This is a genomic window from Paenibacillus herberti (assembly GCF_002233675.1).
Classification (GTDB): domain Bacteria; phylum Bacillota; class Bacilli; order Paenibacillales; family Paenibacillaceae; genus Paenibacillus_O; species Paenibacillus_O herberti.
In genome coordinates this window covers 1,611,499-1,625,863 of the sequence record NZ_NMUQ01000001.1, presented here as the reverse complement: position 1 = coordinate 1,625,863, position 14,365 = coordinate 1,611,499, and the positions used below count along the sequence as shown (strand labels likewise).

14 protein-coding genes are annotated in these 14,365 nt (G+C 50.5%); 8 read left to right on the top strand and 6 right to left on the bottom strand.

Annotated elements, in window-relative coordinates; all coding sequences use genetic code 11:
* Window positions 1–39: 39 nt before the first annotated feature.
* From CGZ75_RS07450 to asnB, 3 genes are all read left to right on the top strand, one after another.
* Window positions 40–1,212 carry a TolB family protein gene (locus CGZ75_RS07450; RefSeq protein ID WP_089523586.1) on the top strand — a complete coding sequence of 391 codons (1,173 nt, stop codon included), beginning with the start codon at window positions 40–42 and terminating at the stop codon, window positions 1,210–1,212.
* 30 nt (window positions 1,213–1,242) lie between these two features.
* Window positions 1,243–1,935, top strand: a complete 693-nt coding sequence (locus tag CGZ75_RS07445; RefSeq protein WP_089523585.1) for a stalk domain-containing protein — start codon at window positions 1,243–1,245, stop codon at window positions 1,933–1,935.
* Window positions 1,936–2,066: 131 nt separating this feature from the next.
* Window positions 2,067–3,923 carry an asparagine synthase (glutamine-hydrolyzing) gene (asnB, locus tag CGZ75_RS07440; RefSeq protein WP_089523584.1) on the top strand — a complete coding sequence of 619 codons (1,857 nt, stop codon included), beginning with the start codon at window positions 2,067–2,069 and terminating at the stop codon, window positions 3,921–3,923.
* A gap of 394 nt (window positions 3,924–4,317) precedes the next feature.
* Here the strand turns inward: asnB and CGZ75_RS07435 are convergent, their stop codons facing one another.
* Both CGZ75_RS07435 and CGZ75_RS07430 read right to left on the bottom strand, forming a co-directional pair.
* Window positions 4,318–4,914, bottom strand: a complete 597-nt coding sequence (locus CGZ75_RS07435) for a beta-class carbonic anhydrase (protein WP_089523583.1) — start codon at window positions 4,912–4,914, stop codon at window positions 4,318–4,320.
* 18 nt (window positions 4,915–4,932) lie between these two features.
* Window positions 4,933–5,274 (bottom strand): iron-sulfur cluster biosynthesis family protein, encoded by a 342-nt coding sequence (locus CGZ75_RS07430; protein ID WP_089523582.1) that lies wholly within the window; start codon window positions 5,272–5,274, stop codon window positions 4,933–4,935.
* Between the two features lie 130 nt (window positions 5,275–5,404).
* Between CGZ75_RS07430 and CGZ75_RS07425 the strand changes: the two genes are divergently transcribed.
* From CGZ75_RS07425 to CGZ75_RS07410, 4 genes are all read left to right on the top strand, one after another.
* Window positions 5,405–6,928, top strand: a complete 1,524-nt coding sequence (locus CGZ75_RS07425; protein WP_089523581.1) for a carboxypeptidase M32 — start codon at window positions 5,405–5,407, stop codon at window positions 6,926–6,928.
* Between the two features lie 302 nt (window positions 6,929–7,230).
* Window positions 7,231–8,232, top strand: coding sequence for an ABC transporter substrate-binding protein (locus CGZ75_RS07420; RefSeq protein ID WP_089523580.1), 1,002 nt, complete (start codon window positions 7,231–7,233; stop codon window positions 8,230–8,232).
* Window positions 8,233–8,286: 54 nt separating this feature from the next.
* On the top strand, window positions 8,287–9,087 hold the full coding sequence (locus tag CGZ75_RS07415; RefSeq protein ID WP_089523579.1) for an ABC transporter ATP-binding protein: 801 nt from the start codon (window positions 8,287–8,289) through the stop codon (window positions 9,085–9,087).
* A complete protein-coding gene (locus CGZ75_RS07410; protein WP_089523578.1) occupies window positions 9,084–10,085 on the top strand; it encodes an ABC transporter permease in 1,002 nt (333 codons plus the stop codon). The genes CGZ75_RS07415 and CGZ75_RS07410 overlap by 4 nt, the downstream gene beginning before the upstream one ends.
* A gap of 127 nt (window positions 10,086–10,212) precedes the next feature.
* On the opposite strand, the gene CGZ75_RS07405 is transcribed toward CGZ75_RS07410, so the two are convergent.
* Complete coding sequence (locus CGZ75_RS07405; protein WP_089523485.1) at window positions 10,213–11,424, bottom strand: IS701 family transposase; 1,212 nt, start codon at window positions 11,422–11,424, stop codon at window positions 10,213–10,215.
* A 191-nt stretch (window positions 11,425–11,615) separates the two neighbouring features.
* The gene (locus CGZ75_RS07400; protein WP_089523577.1) at window positions 11,616–12,110 is read right to left on the bottom strand and encodes a hypothetical protein; all 495 of its coding nucleotides are present in this window, start codon (window positions 12,108–12,110) and stop codon (window positions 11,616–11,618) included.
* Between the two features lie 230 nt (window positions 12,111–12,340).
* Between CGZ75_RS07400 and CGZ75_RS07395 the strand changes: the two genes are divergently transcribed.
* Window positions 12,341–13,318 (top strand): aromatic acid exporter family protein, encoded by a 978-nt coding sequence (locus CGZ75_RS07395; protein WP_089523576.1) that lies wholly within the window; start codon window positions 12,341–12,343, stop codon window positions 13,316–13,318.
* Window positions 13,319–13,360: 42 nt separating this feature from the next.
* Here the strand turns inward: CGZ75_RS07395 and CGZ75_RS07390 are convergent, their stop codons facing one another.
* Window positions 13,361–13,840, bottom strand: coding sequence for a hypothetical protein (locus CGZ75_RS07390; RefSeq protein WP_089523575.1), 480 nt, complete (start codon window positions 13,838–13,840; stop codon window positions 13,361–13,363).
* Between the two features lie 19 nt (window positions 13,841–13,859).
* Window positions 13,860–14,354 carry a hypothetical protein gene (locus CGZ75_RS07385; protein WP_089523574.1) on the bottom strand — a complete coding sequence of 165 codons (495 nt, stop codon included), beginning with the start codon at window positions 14,352–14,354 and terminating at the stop codon, window positions 13,860–13,862.
* Window positions 14,355–14,365 lie beyond the last annotated feature (11 nt).

Genomic DNA, 14,365 nt, shown 5'->3' with positions numbered 1-14,365 from the left:
AGCGGCCTATTCAGATTATTTTTTTGCAGGAGGTCCTTGATGAACAAAGGGAAATACATCGCCGGTCTGATTGCCGTGACCTTGCTGTCATTCGGCATTTTATTCGGCTGTGACGAAGAGCAGAAGGGCATTACACCGGTACGCAGCACACCGGATACAACGGGTCAATCCAGCTCCATGTGGGGAGGAGGGAAACGTGAACTGACTGTAGTCAAAGACAGTAAACCGCCTGCTAGGCAGGGAGTTGCTGTGCAGCGTATACACCAGGTGGATGGTGCAAATATCGAGAGATGGCTCTCAGACCATGAAATGGAAATCCAAGTCACCACGGTGGAGAAACAAGCCACCGCGACGGAGGAAGCGCAATATGGGCATCACCCGTTCCGATTTGATCTTGAGACGGGTGAACGACTTACCATCAAGGAACCGACAGGATCGGACAAGGGAGACTACATCAAATCTATCCTATCGCCGGATGGGAAATACAGCTTCATTCAGACCTGGAAGAACAAATATAGGGCCGTGAATCAAATTAAAAATACGGCTACAGGGGAGCGGCATGATGTCGCGGTCGACAATTATTTGCAAGTAGGCGACTGGCTCAATAATGACTCCTATGTTCTTGCCGCCGGCTCGACGAAGGACCGGGGCGAGATATGGAACATTTCCGTGGACGGTACCCTGAAGAAGATCAAGCTGGACGATCCTGACGTAAGTATCTTAATGGAATTTGCTGCGGGCAACGGGAAGATTTATTACATTGATGACAAAGAACGGTTGAAAAGCTTCACCCCCACACAATCCCGGCCAACGTTGCTTGCAGAGGAAGTCTCCACATTGAACCTGTCGCCTGACAAGGGGCGGATTGCCGTCTCTACCTCCAGAACCAGCGGGCAGAGGGACTCGCGTTTGCTAATCTACGATACGGATGGCCGTGTACAAGGCTTGGAAATCGGTAAGGGCAGTGTGCTGTCCTATCCGACCTGGTCCCCCGATTCGTCCAAGTTGGCCTTTTCGGTCTATACCGCGGATAAGAGAGGCATGAATGGCGTTTATATCTTTGATACGGTTTCCGGCAAGGTATGGCCGCTAGGGTTATCGTATGAACCGGTATACCCGCTGAGCTGGAACCCTTCTGGCACCAGACTGGGCATTACCGTGAACGATGAAGAGAAGCTACTCGTTACGTATATTTTAGATTTCAAAAAATGATGTTGTTCAGAAATAAAGGAGAAATTCATAGTGAAAAAAACACTTTTGTCCGTCATCGTATTGGGAATGACTTTTTCAGGAGCCGTCGGTGTATATGCTGGAACAAAAATGGAAAAGATTAACGCTTTTCTGAATCACGGCATTACCTTTAACGTAAACGGAGCTGATGGATCCATAACAGATAGCTCCGGCAAAAAGCTGGCGCCGATCACTTACCAAAATACAACGTATTTGCCGGTGCGTGCTATCTCCAACCTGGCTGGAATCAATGTAGAATTTGATGCCGCTAGCCAGCAAATTCGGATGGAAACGGAACAAAAAAGCACTAACCCGGTAGATAATAAATTGACAACGGTCCAATACAGTAAAGAACAAATCAAGGCCATTAAAGAGCGTTACGCCGGTTTTAAATCCTTTGAGACGGCTTATGCTCCACAGAAAATGGTTCCCAATGACAGCTACGTTAAAGTGGGAGATGGGGACGATGGAGTCGGTTTGATCTTTAAACATATGAAAGTGTATGTGTCGCCGCGAGATTATACCTATGAATTAGAATTCAAGAAGGTTAAGCTGTCCAACGGCGTTAGTGCGAAGTGGTTTACGAAAGAGGAAATGCTCGGTTTCGATTTGGACGATCGGTATGTGACGATCAGCTCAGCTGACGGTTCCCTGAGCCAAAGCCAAATGGAACAGGTCGCTGTTAGCGTGGCTAAACTGAAGTAAGGAATACAGGAAAGCATCCGTATAGTTTTTTAAACGAAAAGGAGCTCCTGAATCGGAGCTCCTTTTCATCTGTGCGTTGCGAATACGCTTAAAATTGGAGAAGCGAGTCGTTTTGAGGAGGATAGGCAAGTATGTGTGGAATTGTAGCCGTTTATAATCGGAACGGAATACCGGTTCACCCCGAGCAAATCCAAGTTATGACAGATATTATCGCGCATCGTGGACCGGATGAGGCTGGCCAACATGTTGATGGTCATATCGGACTTGGCTTTCGTCGTCTGAGCATATTAGATCTGGAGCATGGAGCTCAGCCGTTAGGCAGTAATGAAAGTGGAGTTTGGCTTGTCTTTAACGGAGAAATTTATAATTATGTGGAGCTGCGTGAATGGTTGCAAGAGAAAGGTCATCGATTTCATACCCAATGCGATACAGAGGTTATCCTTCGGCTTTACGAAGAAACCGGTGAGCAATGCGTGACTTATTTGCGTGGGATGTTCGGTTTTGTCATTTGGGATAAAAATCAGGACCTGTTATTTGCTGCCCGTGACCCATTCGGTATCAAGCCCGTCTATTATTGTGAAACGTCCGCAGGTTATATGATTTCATCCGAAGTTAAATCGCTGCTTGCCTCATCTATGATAGAGCGGGAAGTGGACGGGCAGTCTTTTTATCACTACTTGACGTTCCAGTACGTACCCGAGCCAGCGACAATGTTCAAGGGCATTCATAAACTGATGGCCGGCCATACCATGACGATTCGAAACGGTATGATGAAGATGGATGCCTACTATACGCCAACATTTAACTTTGACGAATCCCGCTCTTTCTCGGATTTGGCAGAGGAGGCGAGGTCGGTGCTGCTGGACTCTGTAAGCAAACATCGGAACAGCGACGTGCCAAGAGGCGCATTTTTGTCCGGAGGTGTTGATTCCAGCAGCCTGGTGGGCATGCTGCAGCGTTTGGAGCCGACCCAAACTTTTTCGGTCGGTTTTGATGAACCGGGTTACAGCGAGTTGGAGTTGTCGGCGCGTACCGCTGCTTATTTGGGCACGGACCATCAAGAGATTTCAATTAATGCCGGAACCTATCTGGATGAACTTCCGAATATGATTTGGCATATGGACGAACCCGTTGCCGATCCATCGGCTGCCGGCATTTATTTCGTTTCGCGTTTGGCGAGTCAATCGGTTAAAGTCGTCTTTTCCGGTGAAGGAGCCGATGAATTTTTTGGAGGATACAATATTTACCGGGAGCCGATGTCGCTGCAGTGGATTACATCCATGCCAAAAGGTATGCGCAAGCTGGCGGGCCATTTTTCCGATCTGATGCCTGAAGGAATGAAAGGGAAGGGGTTCCTCTCACGCGGAAGCCAGTCCCTGCAAGAGCGTTATTTCGGGAACGCCAAAATTTTCCTGGATCAAGAAAAGACGTTTGTATTGCCCAAAAACGTGTCCCACGGCTATCTTCCGGCTCAAGACATCACGCTTCCTCTTTATGAACAAGCTGTTGGATACGATGATGTCACAAAAATGCAGTACATCGACATCCATACCTGGCTGCGGGGAAACATATTGATGAAAGCGGACAAGATGTCGATGGCTCATTCCTTGGAATTGCGAGTTCCTTTTCTGGATACGAAGGTATTTGAATTCGCGTCGAAGATACCAACGAGGTATAAAATTTCTAAACAATCAACAAAACTGGTCCTTCGTGAAGCTATGAAGGAATTTGTCCCTCCAGATGTGCAGACCCGCAGAAAGCTAGGTTTCCCGGTTCCGATCCGAGTTTGGCTGCGGAAAGAATGGTACCCTTGGGCGAAGGGGCTGATCCACTCTGCCACGAATGTGCCTTGGATTGACCGTAATAATGCGCTCCGCATGCTGGAAGACCATCGGGAAGGAAAGTACGATGCAAGTCGTAAATTGTGGACGTTGCTAATCTTTATCATTTGGCATCAAATGTATATTACGCGCTCCAATCCTTTTTAACAGTTGCTGGGAAGCGACGGCTCAATTTAGCACACAACCGCTCGAAAGAATAGAGCGGTTTTTTTTCTGTTTCTCACGCATGACTACTTAGGTACCTATATAGGTAAATGAAAAACGTCCGAATAATCCTGCGATTTGCAGGATCATCGGGGCGGTTTTCTCCTCTGGATTTGAATGGAATAGGGTTTGAACCCAATCGATTCGTTTTTCTAGTAATAGTCTTTACGGATTTAATGACATGGCGATGTTTTTTAAGAAGTAGGCTCATAGTAGGTTCCCGTTAACGCAAAAAGAGGACACTCCCAAGTCTGCGCTTGGTTACGTCCTCTTTTTGAATGAGCCATTTAGATTAAAACATACGCAGGGAGCGTGTCGTTTGTAGCTTATTAATTACTTACTCTTCATGGGAAGCCGCAGCTTCCTCCTTCAAAAAATCATAACCGTCAGTGACCAGATCAAGCTTGCCCGTCTGTGGATCAATGATCAAGCCATGCACCGGCGTGCCGGGCGGGAGCAGAGGATGATTGCGCACGATGTTGACGCTTTTCTCAACGCTTGTGCGGACATTGTCAAAGCCGGTCAACCAGCGGTGGAAGTCAACGCCGGAATGTTTGAGCGTGCGGAGCGTCGACTTGGGTACGCCGCGGCTGATCATTTTGCCAATCATTGCTTCGGGGTCGATACCCGTCATGCCGCAGTTGTAGTGGCCGATGATCAGCACTTCTTCAGCTTGCAGCTCATAGGTCGCGACGAGAATACTACGCATAATATTGCCAAACGGCTGAGTGACGATCGCACCGGCGTTTTTGAGTACTTTGACATCGCCGTTACGCAGATTCATCGCACGTGGCAACAGCTCGGTGAGCCGAGTGTCCATGCAGGTCAGAATGACCATTTTTTTGTCAGGAAAGCGATCCGTCAAGTATTTCTCATATTTCTTCTCTTCAACGAACTGCTGGTTATAGGATAAAATTTCCTTGATGTTGCTCATCTGGCACCCCGACCTTTCTTAGGACGTTTGGAACTGTGGAGCGTGTGGGAAAAACCGCAAGTCATGGTTGTAAATCTGGCTGTCGCTCGACAAGGTGAACGCGTCTCGATCTTTGTTATAACCGATTCGCAGTTCTGGCTCGAAAAACACCTCGTATCGTTGTTCATAAAAGAAGGGATAGGGGTCTCCCTCGCCCAGCACGTCGCCTGCAAAGGCTTCCTTCACGATATATAGCGCCGACACGCCACTCACGACGCATCCGCAACCTTCGGTATCGTAAAGCAGCTTGAGCACAGCTTGTCCATCCCCGACATAAGGACGTAACTTTTCCACAGCATCTGGACTGAAGCTGATTCGCATCCGACATTCCTCCTCTCTCCGGGGTACTTAACCAATCTCTCCCGAAGGGTTATCGTTGATTATAATAGGTTCCCCCGTTATGATTCAAGTGTAGACTATACCTGTTTAAGATGAAAGGATGATGAAGTTCATGGCCGGAACCGCATCTACATACGATAAGGCTTTGTCAGATTTCCGCGAGCTGGATCGCAAAATCCGCCGTTATTACGAAGCAGTGAGCCTGCTGAGCTGGGATATGCGCACCGGCGCACCGCGTAAAGGGCTGGACGTTCGCTCCGAGACTGTCGGTATGCTGTCTTCCGAGGCATTCCAACTGGCGACATCTCCTCTCGCCGGTGAACTGTTGGAGCAGTTGGAGGAAAAGGAAGCATTCAACCAACTAGGCGAGATCGACCGCAAGCTCGTGCTTGAGTCGCGCAAAAACTATGACCGCAGCGTCAAAATTCCGCCTAAGTTGTACGAGGAGTATGTCGTGTTAACCTCCCAATCGGAGTCTGCATGGGAAGAAGCGCGTAAAAACAATGATTTTGCAGCGTTCCAGGGTTATTTGGACCGGGTTATCGGATATACGAACCAGTTCATTGATCTATGGGGACCCAAAGAGACCCGCTACGACACGCTGCTAGACGAATATGAGCCGGATATGACAGTGGCGGAGCTGGACGGCATTTTCAGCTCGTTGCGTGGGGAGCTGGTTCCACTGGCAGCGGCGATTGCAGCTTCGCCAAATAAGCCAAGCCGCAGCTTCTTGGAAGGACATTTTGACAGGGAGAAACAGAAGGAATTCAGCCGCTACATGCTGGGTCAGCTTGGATTCGACTTCGAGGCGGGCCGCATCGATGAGAGCGCGCATCCATTCCAGACTACGATCAACCTGAAAGATGTTCGTATTACGACGCGTTATCTAGCAGATGATCTGACAAGCGCACTGTTCGGCACGATTCATGAGGCGGGCCATGCTCTGTATGAGCAGAACGTATCCCCGGAGCTAGCTGGAACGTCGCTTTGTTCCGGTACTTCGATGGGAATTCATGAGTCGCAGTCGCGCTTCTGGGAAAATACGATCGGTCGCAGCCGTCCGTTCTGGCAGCGTTACTACGGCGAGCTGCAGGGCCGTTTCCCGGATCAGCTTCGTATATCGGCTGAGGATTTCTACCGCTCTCAGAATACGGTTCAGCCGTCGCTGATCCGCATCGAGGCGGATGAGTTAACGTACAACCTGCACATCATTATTCGTTATGAGATCGAGAAAATGATTTTCAACGAAGGAGCCAAAGCTGCGGATCTGCCAGCCATCTGGAACGAGAAGTACCGCGAGTACCTCGGACTGACACCGCCGACCGATGCGGTTGGCGTTATGCAGGATGTACACTGGAGCGCCGGACTATTCGGCTACTTCCCGTCTTACTCCCTAGGCAATATGTACGCGGCTCAGCTTTCCGATACGATGGAAAGGGAGTTGCCACAGACATGGGAGCTTGTCGCAAAAGGCGAGCTGGCGCCGATTCGCGAGTGGATGACGCAGCGCGTGCATCAATACGGCAAGCTGCGCACGCCGAAGGAGATCATTCTCGGCGCGACGGGCAAGCCGCTGGACTCTTCCCATTTGGTCAAGTACCTGAGGGACAAATACACCGACATTTACAAGCTGTAGTTTGACGTGACGCTGTGAGTTTCGTTCGTTGAAGCGAAGCGATAGGAACACTTTAACATAAAGACGGGAAGAGACTGAGCTTGGCTCAGTCTCTTCCCGTCTTTTCGTTATAAGGCATTGTACCAGAAATCGTAGACACAGCAGACGGCAGCTTAATTACGAATCGATTTTGAGCCTTTTAGGGACAGTCCTTTTTTTTGCGCCCGTGATCAGCGTTCCCCGGTAGACGTTATGCACCAACCCCTCCTGGCGTGAATAGGCTACAGCACAGAATGGCAAGCGACTAAGGGAGGATTCATGACATGAAAAGAAAGGCGATAACCGGTCTGCTGCTCGCGGCGGCGATGGCAGCGTCGGCAATGCTGTCCGGCTGCGGCGCAAAGACCGAAGGAACGGTCAAAGTACGCATCGGCGAAGTGACTCGTTCGTTGTTTTATGCTCCACAGTATGTTGCTCTTTCCAAAGGTTTTTTCAAGGCGGAAGGGCTTGATGTAGAGCTGCAAACGACGGCTGGCGGCGACAAAACGATGACAGCGCTGCTCTCCGGCGGAATCGATGTGGCGTTGGTCGGGTCTGAAACATCCATCTATGTGTATCAGCAAGGCGCGGAGGATCCTGTCATTAATTTTGCACAGGTGACGCAGACTGACGGCACTTTCCTCGTGTCACGCTCCGGCAAGGAGCTGGATTGGAATAGCCTCAAGGGCTCGACTTTCCTAGGGCAGAGAAAGGGCGGCATGCCGCAGATGGCTGGCGAATTCACGCTGAAGAAAAAAGGCATCGATCCGCAAAAGGATCTCAAATTGATCCAGAACATCGATTTCGCCAATATTACAGCAGCCTACGCCTCCGGTACGGGCGATTATGTGCAGCTGTTCGAGCCTCAGGCTTCCATGATGGAACAGGAAGGCAAGGGCAAGGTTGTCGCTTCTTTTGGCGTGGAGAGCGGCCATCTGCCATATACCGTGTTCATGAGCAAGCAGAGTTATATTAGCAAAAATAGGGATACGGTTCAGAAATTCACCAATGCGCTGCAAAAAGCGCAGCTGTGGGTGAAGGAACATAGCGCCGAGGACATCGCGGATGCGGTCGGATCGTACTTCCCGCAAACCGATAAGACGATTATCGTCAGCTCGATCGATCGTTACAAGAAACAAGGCTCCTACGCCGACAACCCGACGATTGACGGAACGGAGTGGAACAATCTGCTCGATGTGATGTCTTCGGCCGGAGAACTGAAGCAGCGTACAGAGCATGATGTACTGGTCGACAATTCCTTTGCTGAGAAGGCTGCTCAGCGTTAACTGGCATACTGAGGACAACGCCAAAGCCTTCTGTCCATAGAGAGGAGGAGAGGAATGGCGGCGAATGAAAAATTAATGCTTGAGCTGCGCTCGGTGTCCCATGTTTATGTTGGCAGGCAGGGTGCTTCGCTGGCAGTAGAGGATATGAGCCTGATGGTCGCCCGAGGCGAGTTCATCAGCTTGGTCGGTCCGAGCGGCTGTGGCAAAACAACGGTGCTTAGCCTGCTGGCAGGGTTGTTCCCGCCGGCCTCGGGGCAAATTCTGATGGGCGGTCGGCCGGTGGAGAAGCCTTCGGCAAAGGTCGGATATATGCTGCAGCAAGATTGCTTGCTGCCTTGGCGCACGATTCGGGACAACGCGGCTCTTGGGCTCCAGATAGGCGGCGTTTCGACGGCGCAGGCCCATGCGGCGGCGGAGCGATTGCTGGAGGAAGTTGGGCTGGCCGGCACGGGAACTCGATACCCCGGCGAGCTTTCCGGCGGTATGAGGCAGCGTGTGGCGTTGGCACGCACGCTAGCGCCCAATCCAGAGGTTCTTCTGCTGGATGAGCCATTCTCGGCGCTCGATATGCATATCAAGATGCAATTGGAGGATCTCGTGCAGGCAACGCTGCGCAAGCTGGGCAAAACGGCGGTGCTCGTCACCCATGATCTGGCCGAGGCGGCCGCTATGAGCGACCGAGTGCTCGTGCTCGGGCGCGATCCAGGCCATATCCGCACAGAGCTGCAGGTACCGGAGGAGCTCCGAGTTCTTCCTCCGACCGAGGCGCGCAAACATCCAGCTTTCCAAGCGGTGTTCGACGCCCTGTGGGAAGAGATGGGCGCGGACGAGAAGGATGGAGGGAATTCGGCATGAGCGAGCTTGAGCTGCTCGGAGGCAGTTCGTCGCCGGGCAACCGTGGGGGCGGGAATGGCCGAGAAAACGGCGATGTCAGCAACGGCAGCGGCAGCGTGAAAGGCAGTGGGAACGGCAACGGCAGTGGGCTCGGGAGCGGTGGCCGTGGCCACCACCGAGGCAGGCGACCGAAACTGTCCTCCAACGCGGACAGCGGCTGGCTGGAGGAAATCCATCGCCGTTATTTAAGTCGCCAGCGCAGAACGAGCGCCGCAGTGCTGAGCGTTCAACTGCTGCTGCTTGCTGCTTTTCTCGGTCTGTGGGAAGCAGCGGGCAGGCTGCGATGGGTCGACCCGCTGCTGTTCAGCTACCCGACTAAAATAGCAAACCTGCTGGCCAGCTCCAGCTTGGACGGCTCGCTTTGGCCACATGTCGGCGTGACGGTGGCAGAGACGGCATCAGGCTTTCTGCTTGGAACGTTGGTCGGCACAGCGCTGGCTGCTTTGCTTTGGTGGTTCCCTTTTCTGGCGCGGGTGTGTGATCCGTATCTGGTCGTGTTCAACAGCTTGCCGAAGGTGGCTCTGGGGCCGATCTTCATCGTTGCGCTGGGGCAAGGTTTTCTGTCCATCCTTGCCGTAACGCTGACGATGACTGTCATCGTGACGACGATTGGCATCTACAACCGATTCCGCGACATGGAGCCGGGGCTGGTCAAGGTTGTCCGCCTGCTCGGCGGGTCCAGATGGCAGCTGTTCCGGCTTGTCATCCTGCCGGGCTCGTTTCCGGTCATTATTTCGACGCTGAAGGTAAATGTCGGGCTGGCCTGGGTCGGCGTTATCGTTGGCGAATTCCTCGTGGCGAAGGAAGGGCTTGGCTACCTGATTATCTACGGTTTCCAAGTGTTCAACTTCACGCTTGTCCTATCAACGCTCGTAGTCATCGCTGCTGCTGCGACGCTTATGTACCAAGGCGTGGCTTTGATGGAGAAACGACTTGTGTCCGGTGGGCGGGAAAACTAACCGAATTTTGATAGCCCGCAGATCTTGACGGTCGGCGGGTTTGTTATGTTTAAGCAGCCTAACTGAGTAAGAAATGCATTATTAACTATAAACGAGCAAAATCGGATACAGAAAATCCTAAATACACTTAGGCCAATTTAAATTGTTTACGAACAACGTCAAACGGAATCCCATTCTGACCGCAATCGTAGACAAACTGGAGCCGATCCAGTTGGACTTGCTTACGAACGGTACGCAATCCATCGCCAAATGGGCAAGGTCGTTCTAGACCGGTGGTACAGTACAAATGCGTCCAGGCCAGCAGCGCCCACAGACGGATAAAGGCAGTTGCCGAACGAACCTGGTACGTGTCGAAACCCAGGTTATTTTTAGACTGGCGAAAAAAGATCTCGATCGGCCAACGTTTGCTATAGTACGTGGAAATCGTTTCGGCATCCAAGGAGACGTCGGTGCACAAAAAAGCACGTAGGGCTTTGGGCACGCCAAACGCTTGCTCTGGCCAGCACAGAAGGACAGCGGCATTTTCAATATCATTTAAGGTGCCTTCATATCGATACGTCCAGTACGAAGTTCCGTTCACGGTCACAAGGCGAACGTCTTCTTTGCGAATATGGGCGGCAAAATCTTGCACGGAAATGCGAATGCCTTGCGGGTAAATGATTCGATTGGTTTTAAGACCCCCTATTAGGTGATACCCAGCAGAGGCGTAGCTATCAATGACCCGTGTACCTGTAAACCAAGAATCGACAAGCACATAGCCGCCATGAGGTGGAAGTGGAAGCGTAGCAGCCATCTCGCACACGTGATCGATTTTCGTATACGGGGTGCCGTCGGGATTCGTTTTCGTTTTGTCGTACAAGTCAATAGAGTGAATTAATGAAGTGTCACTGCTTTGGACCACCGTCGCTTGCACTTGATGGCCCCATACGATTTTTCCTTCCAGATGAGAATGATGAAATCCGGTCTGTTCTATCGGAGATTGTGCCTGTGACGAAGGCTTGGTCTTCTTGGAGATCGTATCATCATGAATGACAAACAGCGGCTCTGCCGTCTGGTTGGCGATTTGGACCACGCGCCGAAGCGACTCGTTCTTGACTTTATTTTGCAACACCGTTTCATCCCACTTGCCTTCAGCCAGAAAGTGTCCAAGCGTTGTACGATGGCAGTTACTATACTCGGCCAGATCCACAACCTTGCCACGAAAGCCTTTCGCCGTAGCGGCTGCCATGTATGTCTCGATATGCGCGACGACAGGTTTAGAGTAGTAAAGCGGCAAACGCTGCTGTAACAAGTAGTTGCGTAGCGCGGAATGATCAGGTACGATGACGGTATGAGACATAGCAATTTCTCCTTGGTGTGAAAATCGGTTGTGGTGACTACTTTTTACCACAAGGAGAACGCAATGTCTCTATTTTTTTGTCATTTTACAGTTCACTGGAAGTGAATTTGCTCATTTATAGTTATTAAATTAAATACATCATAGTAGAACTTTGTTCTGTAAAAAAACCTGCATGTAACTATAGACCAGTATCATGCATTTCGAATAGTGACGTAAGTGTTCCCTTTATCATAGACAATTGGGCCGTTTATATATTCAATTCGGGTTTCTGGGAATACCTCAAGTGCCCCTGCTACCCTCATCCTTATTTTAATACTTCCTACGGTTTCGGATTCTAATTTTACAGCATAAGTGGCGTAGGCGTCGGAATCCTTATATGGTAATGCTCTATTAACCTCAAAGTGATAGCTCCTGTAGGGTAGAATAATATGCGAAGCAGGGAAGGGCGACTCAAAGTTTCCTTCCAAGGCAGTTGTCACTAATGAAAAATATGCAGTTTGGTTGTAAATATTGAATCCTTTGGAGGCTTGTATCGTGGTTAAACTATCATCCGACTGGTTATCCCCTCCAGTGGAGCTGTAAACTAACGTTGTCATAATTACCAGCAAAATAAACAAAACTAAAATCATTCCGAAGTTTGACCTGTAACCTTTAATAGTACTGATTTCAGTTCTTTCAACATTCATTCCAGTTTCCTCCTAATAGGGTTCTATCAACATAGTATGAGGAATTAACAGAATGGTATAGGCTGACTCAGCTAAAATATATGTTGGTATCAAGCGACGCAGCAGCGTTACGGAACCCGTTGACGGGTAACCGGCGAAGGACTAGCATGAAGAGCAAACATGCAGGCGCCCTGCACTTGGCTGGATGATTCGGCTGCGCGGGCGTTTTTGCGATAGGGGGCGGACAGGCATTGAAGGAATGGATCGGACTGCGCATTTGGAAGACAGCAGCAGCCGTAGCGGCGGCAATTGCGACGGCGCAGCTTCTGGAGCTGAGCGAGCCGATGTTTGCAGGGGTGCTGGCGATACTCGGTGTGGAAGTGACAAGGCGCAGCGGCTTCCGCAGCCTGTTTGAGCGGTTGTCCGCCGCGCTTGTTGCGCTGCTCGTTTCGTCGGTGCTGTTTGAACTGCTCGGCTACCATATTGGGACGGCGGCACTTTATGTGCTGCTCGTTTTTCCGGTACTGTCGAAGCTGAAGCTGCAGAGCGGCATCGTGCCGGGCAGCGTCCTCGTTTTCCATCTGTATGGCGCTGGTGCGGTGACGGTGGAACTGCTGTGGAACGAGGCGCAACTGCTCATCGTGGGGCTGGGATGGGCGGCGCTTATTAACAATTTGTACATGCCCGACGAGCGCAGCCGGCTGCATAAGTTGAGGCGCACGGTGGAAGACTGTTTCGCCGGCATTTTTGCCGGGATGGCCGCCGTACTTCGAGACCCGGAAAGCCTATGGAGCGGCAGCGAACTGCTGGAGGCAGACGAAGCTGTACGCGAGGGGCTGGAGCGGGCGCTGCGGGAGCAGCATAACCGGCCCTGGCAGCCGGATTTTTACTGGACGAGCTATTTTAATATGCGTAAAAGGCAGTTGGAAATCATCGGGACGATGATGGAGCTTCTATCTTATGTGTATGATCACGATCGTCTGCCTCAGGGCAAGCTGCTGGCGGGGCTGTTCGATACGATGGAGGGAGATATCCGCTCCGACTATTACGAGGACCGTCCGCGCGCGGCGTTGACCGGGCTTCGTGCCAGCTTCCGGACGATGGAGCTGCCCCTAACTCGCGAGGAATTCGAAGTGCGCGCGGCGCTGCTGCAGCTGACCGTGGAGCTGGACCGCTTTTTGGATACGGCTAGCAGGCTTAAGAAACGCAGGGCGGAAGAGAGGGGTTGAACCTTTTCTTGGGATCGTTGCTGTCAACTGTCTGGATGATGATTATGCATTGCGAACCGTAACATATCTGCTTCCGTTTTGATAGGAAATGGGGCCATTAATATATAAAATTTCGGTCGAGGCTTTGACAACAGAGGTCGCGTATACACTCATAAATATACGGATATTCCCTACTACTTCTGTCCCCGATAAGACATTATAAGTGACGTAGGCTCTATTGGTGGCGCCATATTTTCTAAGCACCTCAAAGTTGTAGCTCCTGTAAGGAAGAATAATATGCGATGCAGGGAATGGGGGCTCAAATTCTCCTTCCAAGGATGCTGTCGCTAACGGAAAGTTAACCGTTTCGTTGTAGATGGAGAACCTTATGGAGTCTTGTGTCGTTATTGAATCATTATCCCGCAGGTTATTTCCTGTTGCTGAGCTGTAAACGAACGTTGTTGCAATGACCAGCAAAATAAACAATACTAGTATCATTCTCCAGCCTGGACTTTTAAAACTATTGGATTGTGTGTTTGGCATCTCTCCAATCTCCTCCTTTCTATCGTGATTGCTTCTGGCTAACTTGGATAGGATCTGAATCCAAAATCGTGACGTAAGTCCCCCCGTTGTCATATCGAATGGGGCCGTCTATAAAATCAACAATGGTTGACGGGACAGGGATTCCAAAATACGCCGACGGAGTTGTTCTCATATTTATACGAATATCTCCCACTGTTTCGGTACCTGATATAACGTTGTACGTAACATAGGCGCTGTAGCTGGTTACTCCAGAGGATCTAACCTCAAAATGGTGGCTTTGGTCGGGTAGAATGATATGCGTTGAAGGAAATGGAGATTCAAATTCTCCTTCCAAAGAAGCTGACACTAATGAAAAGTCGGAAGTGTGGTTGTAAATGTTGAATCCTATGGATAGGTTCGTTTGAAAATCATTCTTCAGCTGTTTATTCCTCTGAGGGGAGTTGCTAACGAAAGCTGAAGCAAGGACAAGCAGAATAAACAAAATTAAAATCACTTTCCCATGTAAATAGGGCATAGCTTATTCTC

Coding starts and splice junctions, on each gene's coding strand:
- CGZ75_RS07450 (WP_089523586.1), top strand. CDS start 40: ATGAACAAAGGGAAATACATCGCCGGTCTGATTGCCGTGACCTTGCTG.
- asnB (WP_089523584.1), top strand. CDS start 2,067: ATGTGTGGAATTGTAGCCGTTTATAATCGGAACGGAATACCGGTTCAC.
- CGZ75_RS07435 (WP_089523583.1), bottom strand. CDS start 4,914: ATGAGCAACATCAAGGAAATTTTATCCTATAACCAGCAGTTCGTTGAA.
- CGZ75_RS07430 (WP_089523582.1), bottom strand. CDS start 5,274: ATGCGAATCAGCTTCAGTCCAGATGCTGTGGAAAAGTTACGTCCTTAT.
- CGZ75_RS07425 (WP_089523581.1), top strand. CDS start 5,405: ATGGCCGGAACCGCATCTACATACGATAAGGCTTTGTCAGATTTCCGC.
- CGZ75_RS07420 (WP_089523580.1), top strand. CDS start 7,231: ATGAAAAGAAAGGCGATAACCGGTCTGCTGCTCGCGGCGGCGATGGCA.
- CGZ75_RS07415 (WP_089523579.1), top strand. CDS start 8,287: ATGGCGGCGAATGAAAAATTAATGCTTGAGCTGCGCTCGGTGTCCCAT.
- CGZ75_RS07410 (WP_089523578.1), top strand. CDS start 9,084: ATGAGCGAGCTTGAGCTGCTCGGAGGCAGTTCGTCGCCGGGCAACCGT.
- CGZ75_RS07405 (WP_089523485.1), bottom strand. CDS start 11,424: ATGTCTCATACCGTCATCGTACCTGATCATTCCGCGCTACGCAACTAC.
- CGZ75_RS07400 (WP_089523577.1), bottom strand. CDS start 12,110: ATGAATGTTGAAAGAACTGAAATCAGTACTATTAAAGGTTACAGGTCA.
- CGZ75_RS07390 (WP_089523575.1), bottom strand. CDS start 13,840: ATGCCAAACACACAATCCAATAGTTTTAAAAGTCCAGGCTGGAGAATG.
- CGZ75_RS07385 (WP_089523574.1), bottom strand. CDS start 14,354: ATGCCCTATTTACATGGGAAAGTGATTTTAATTTTGTTTATTCTGCTT.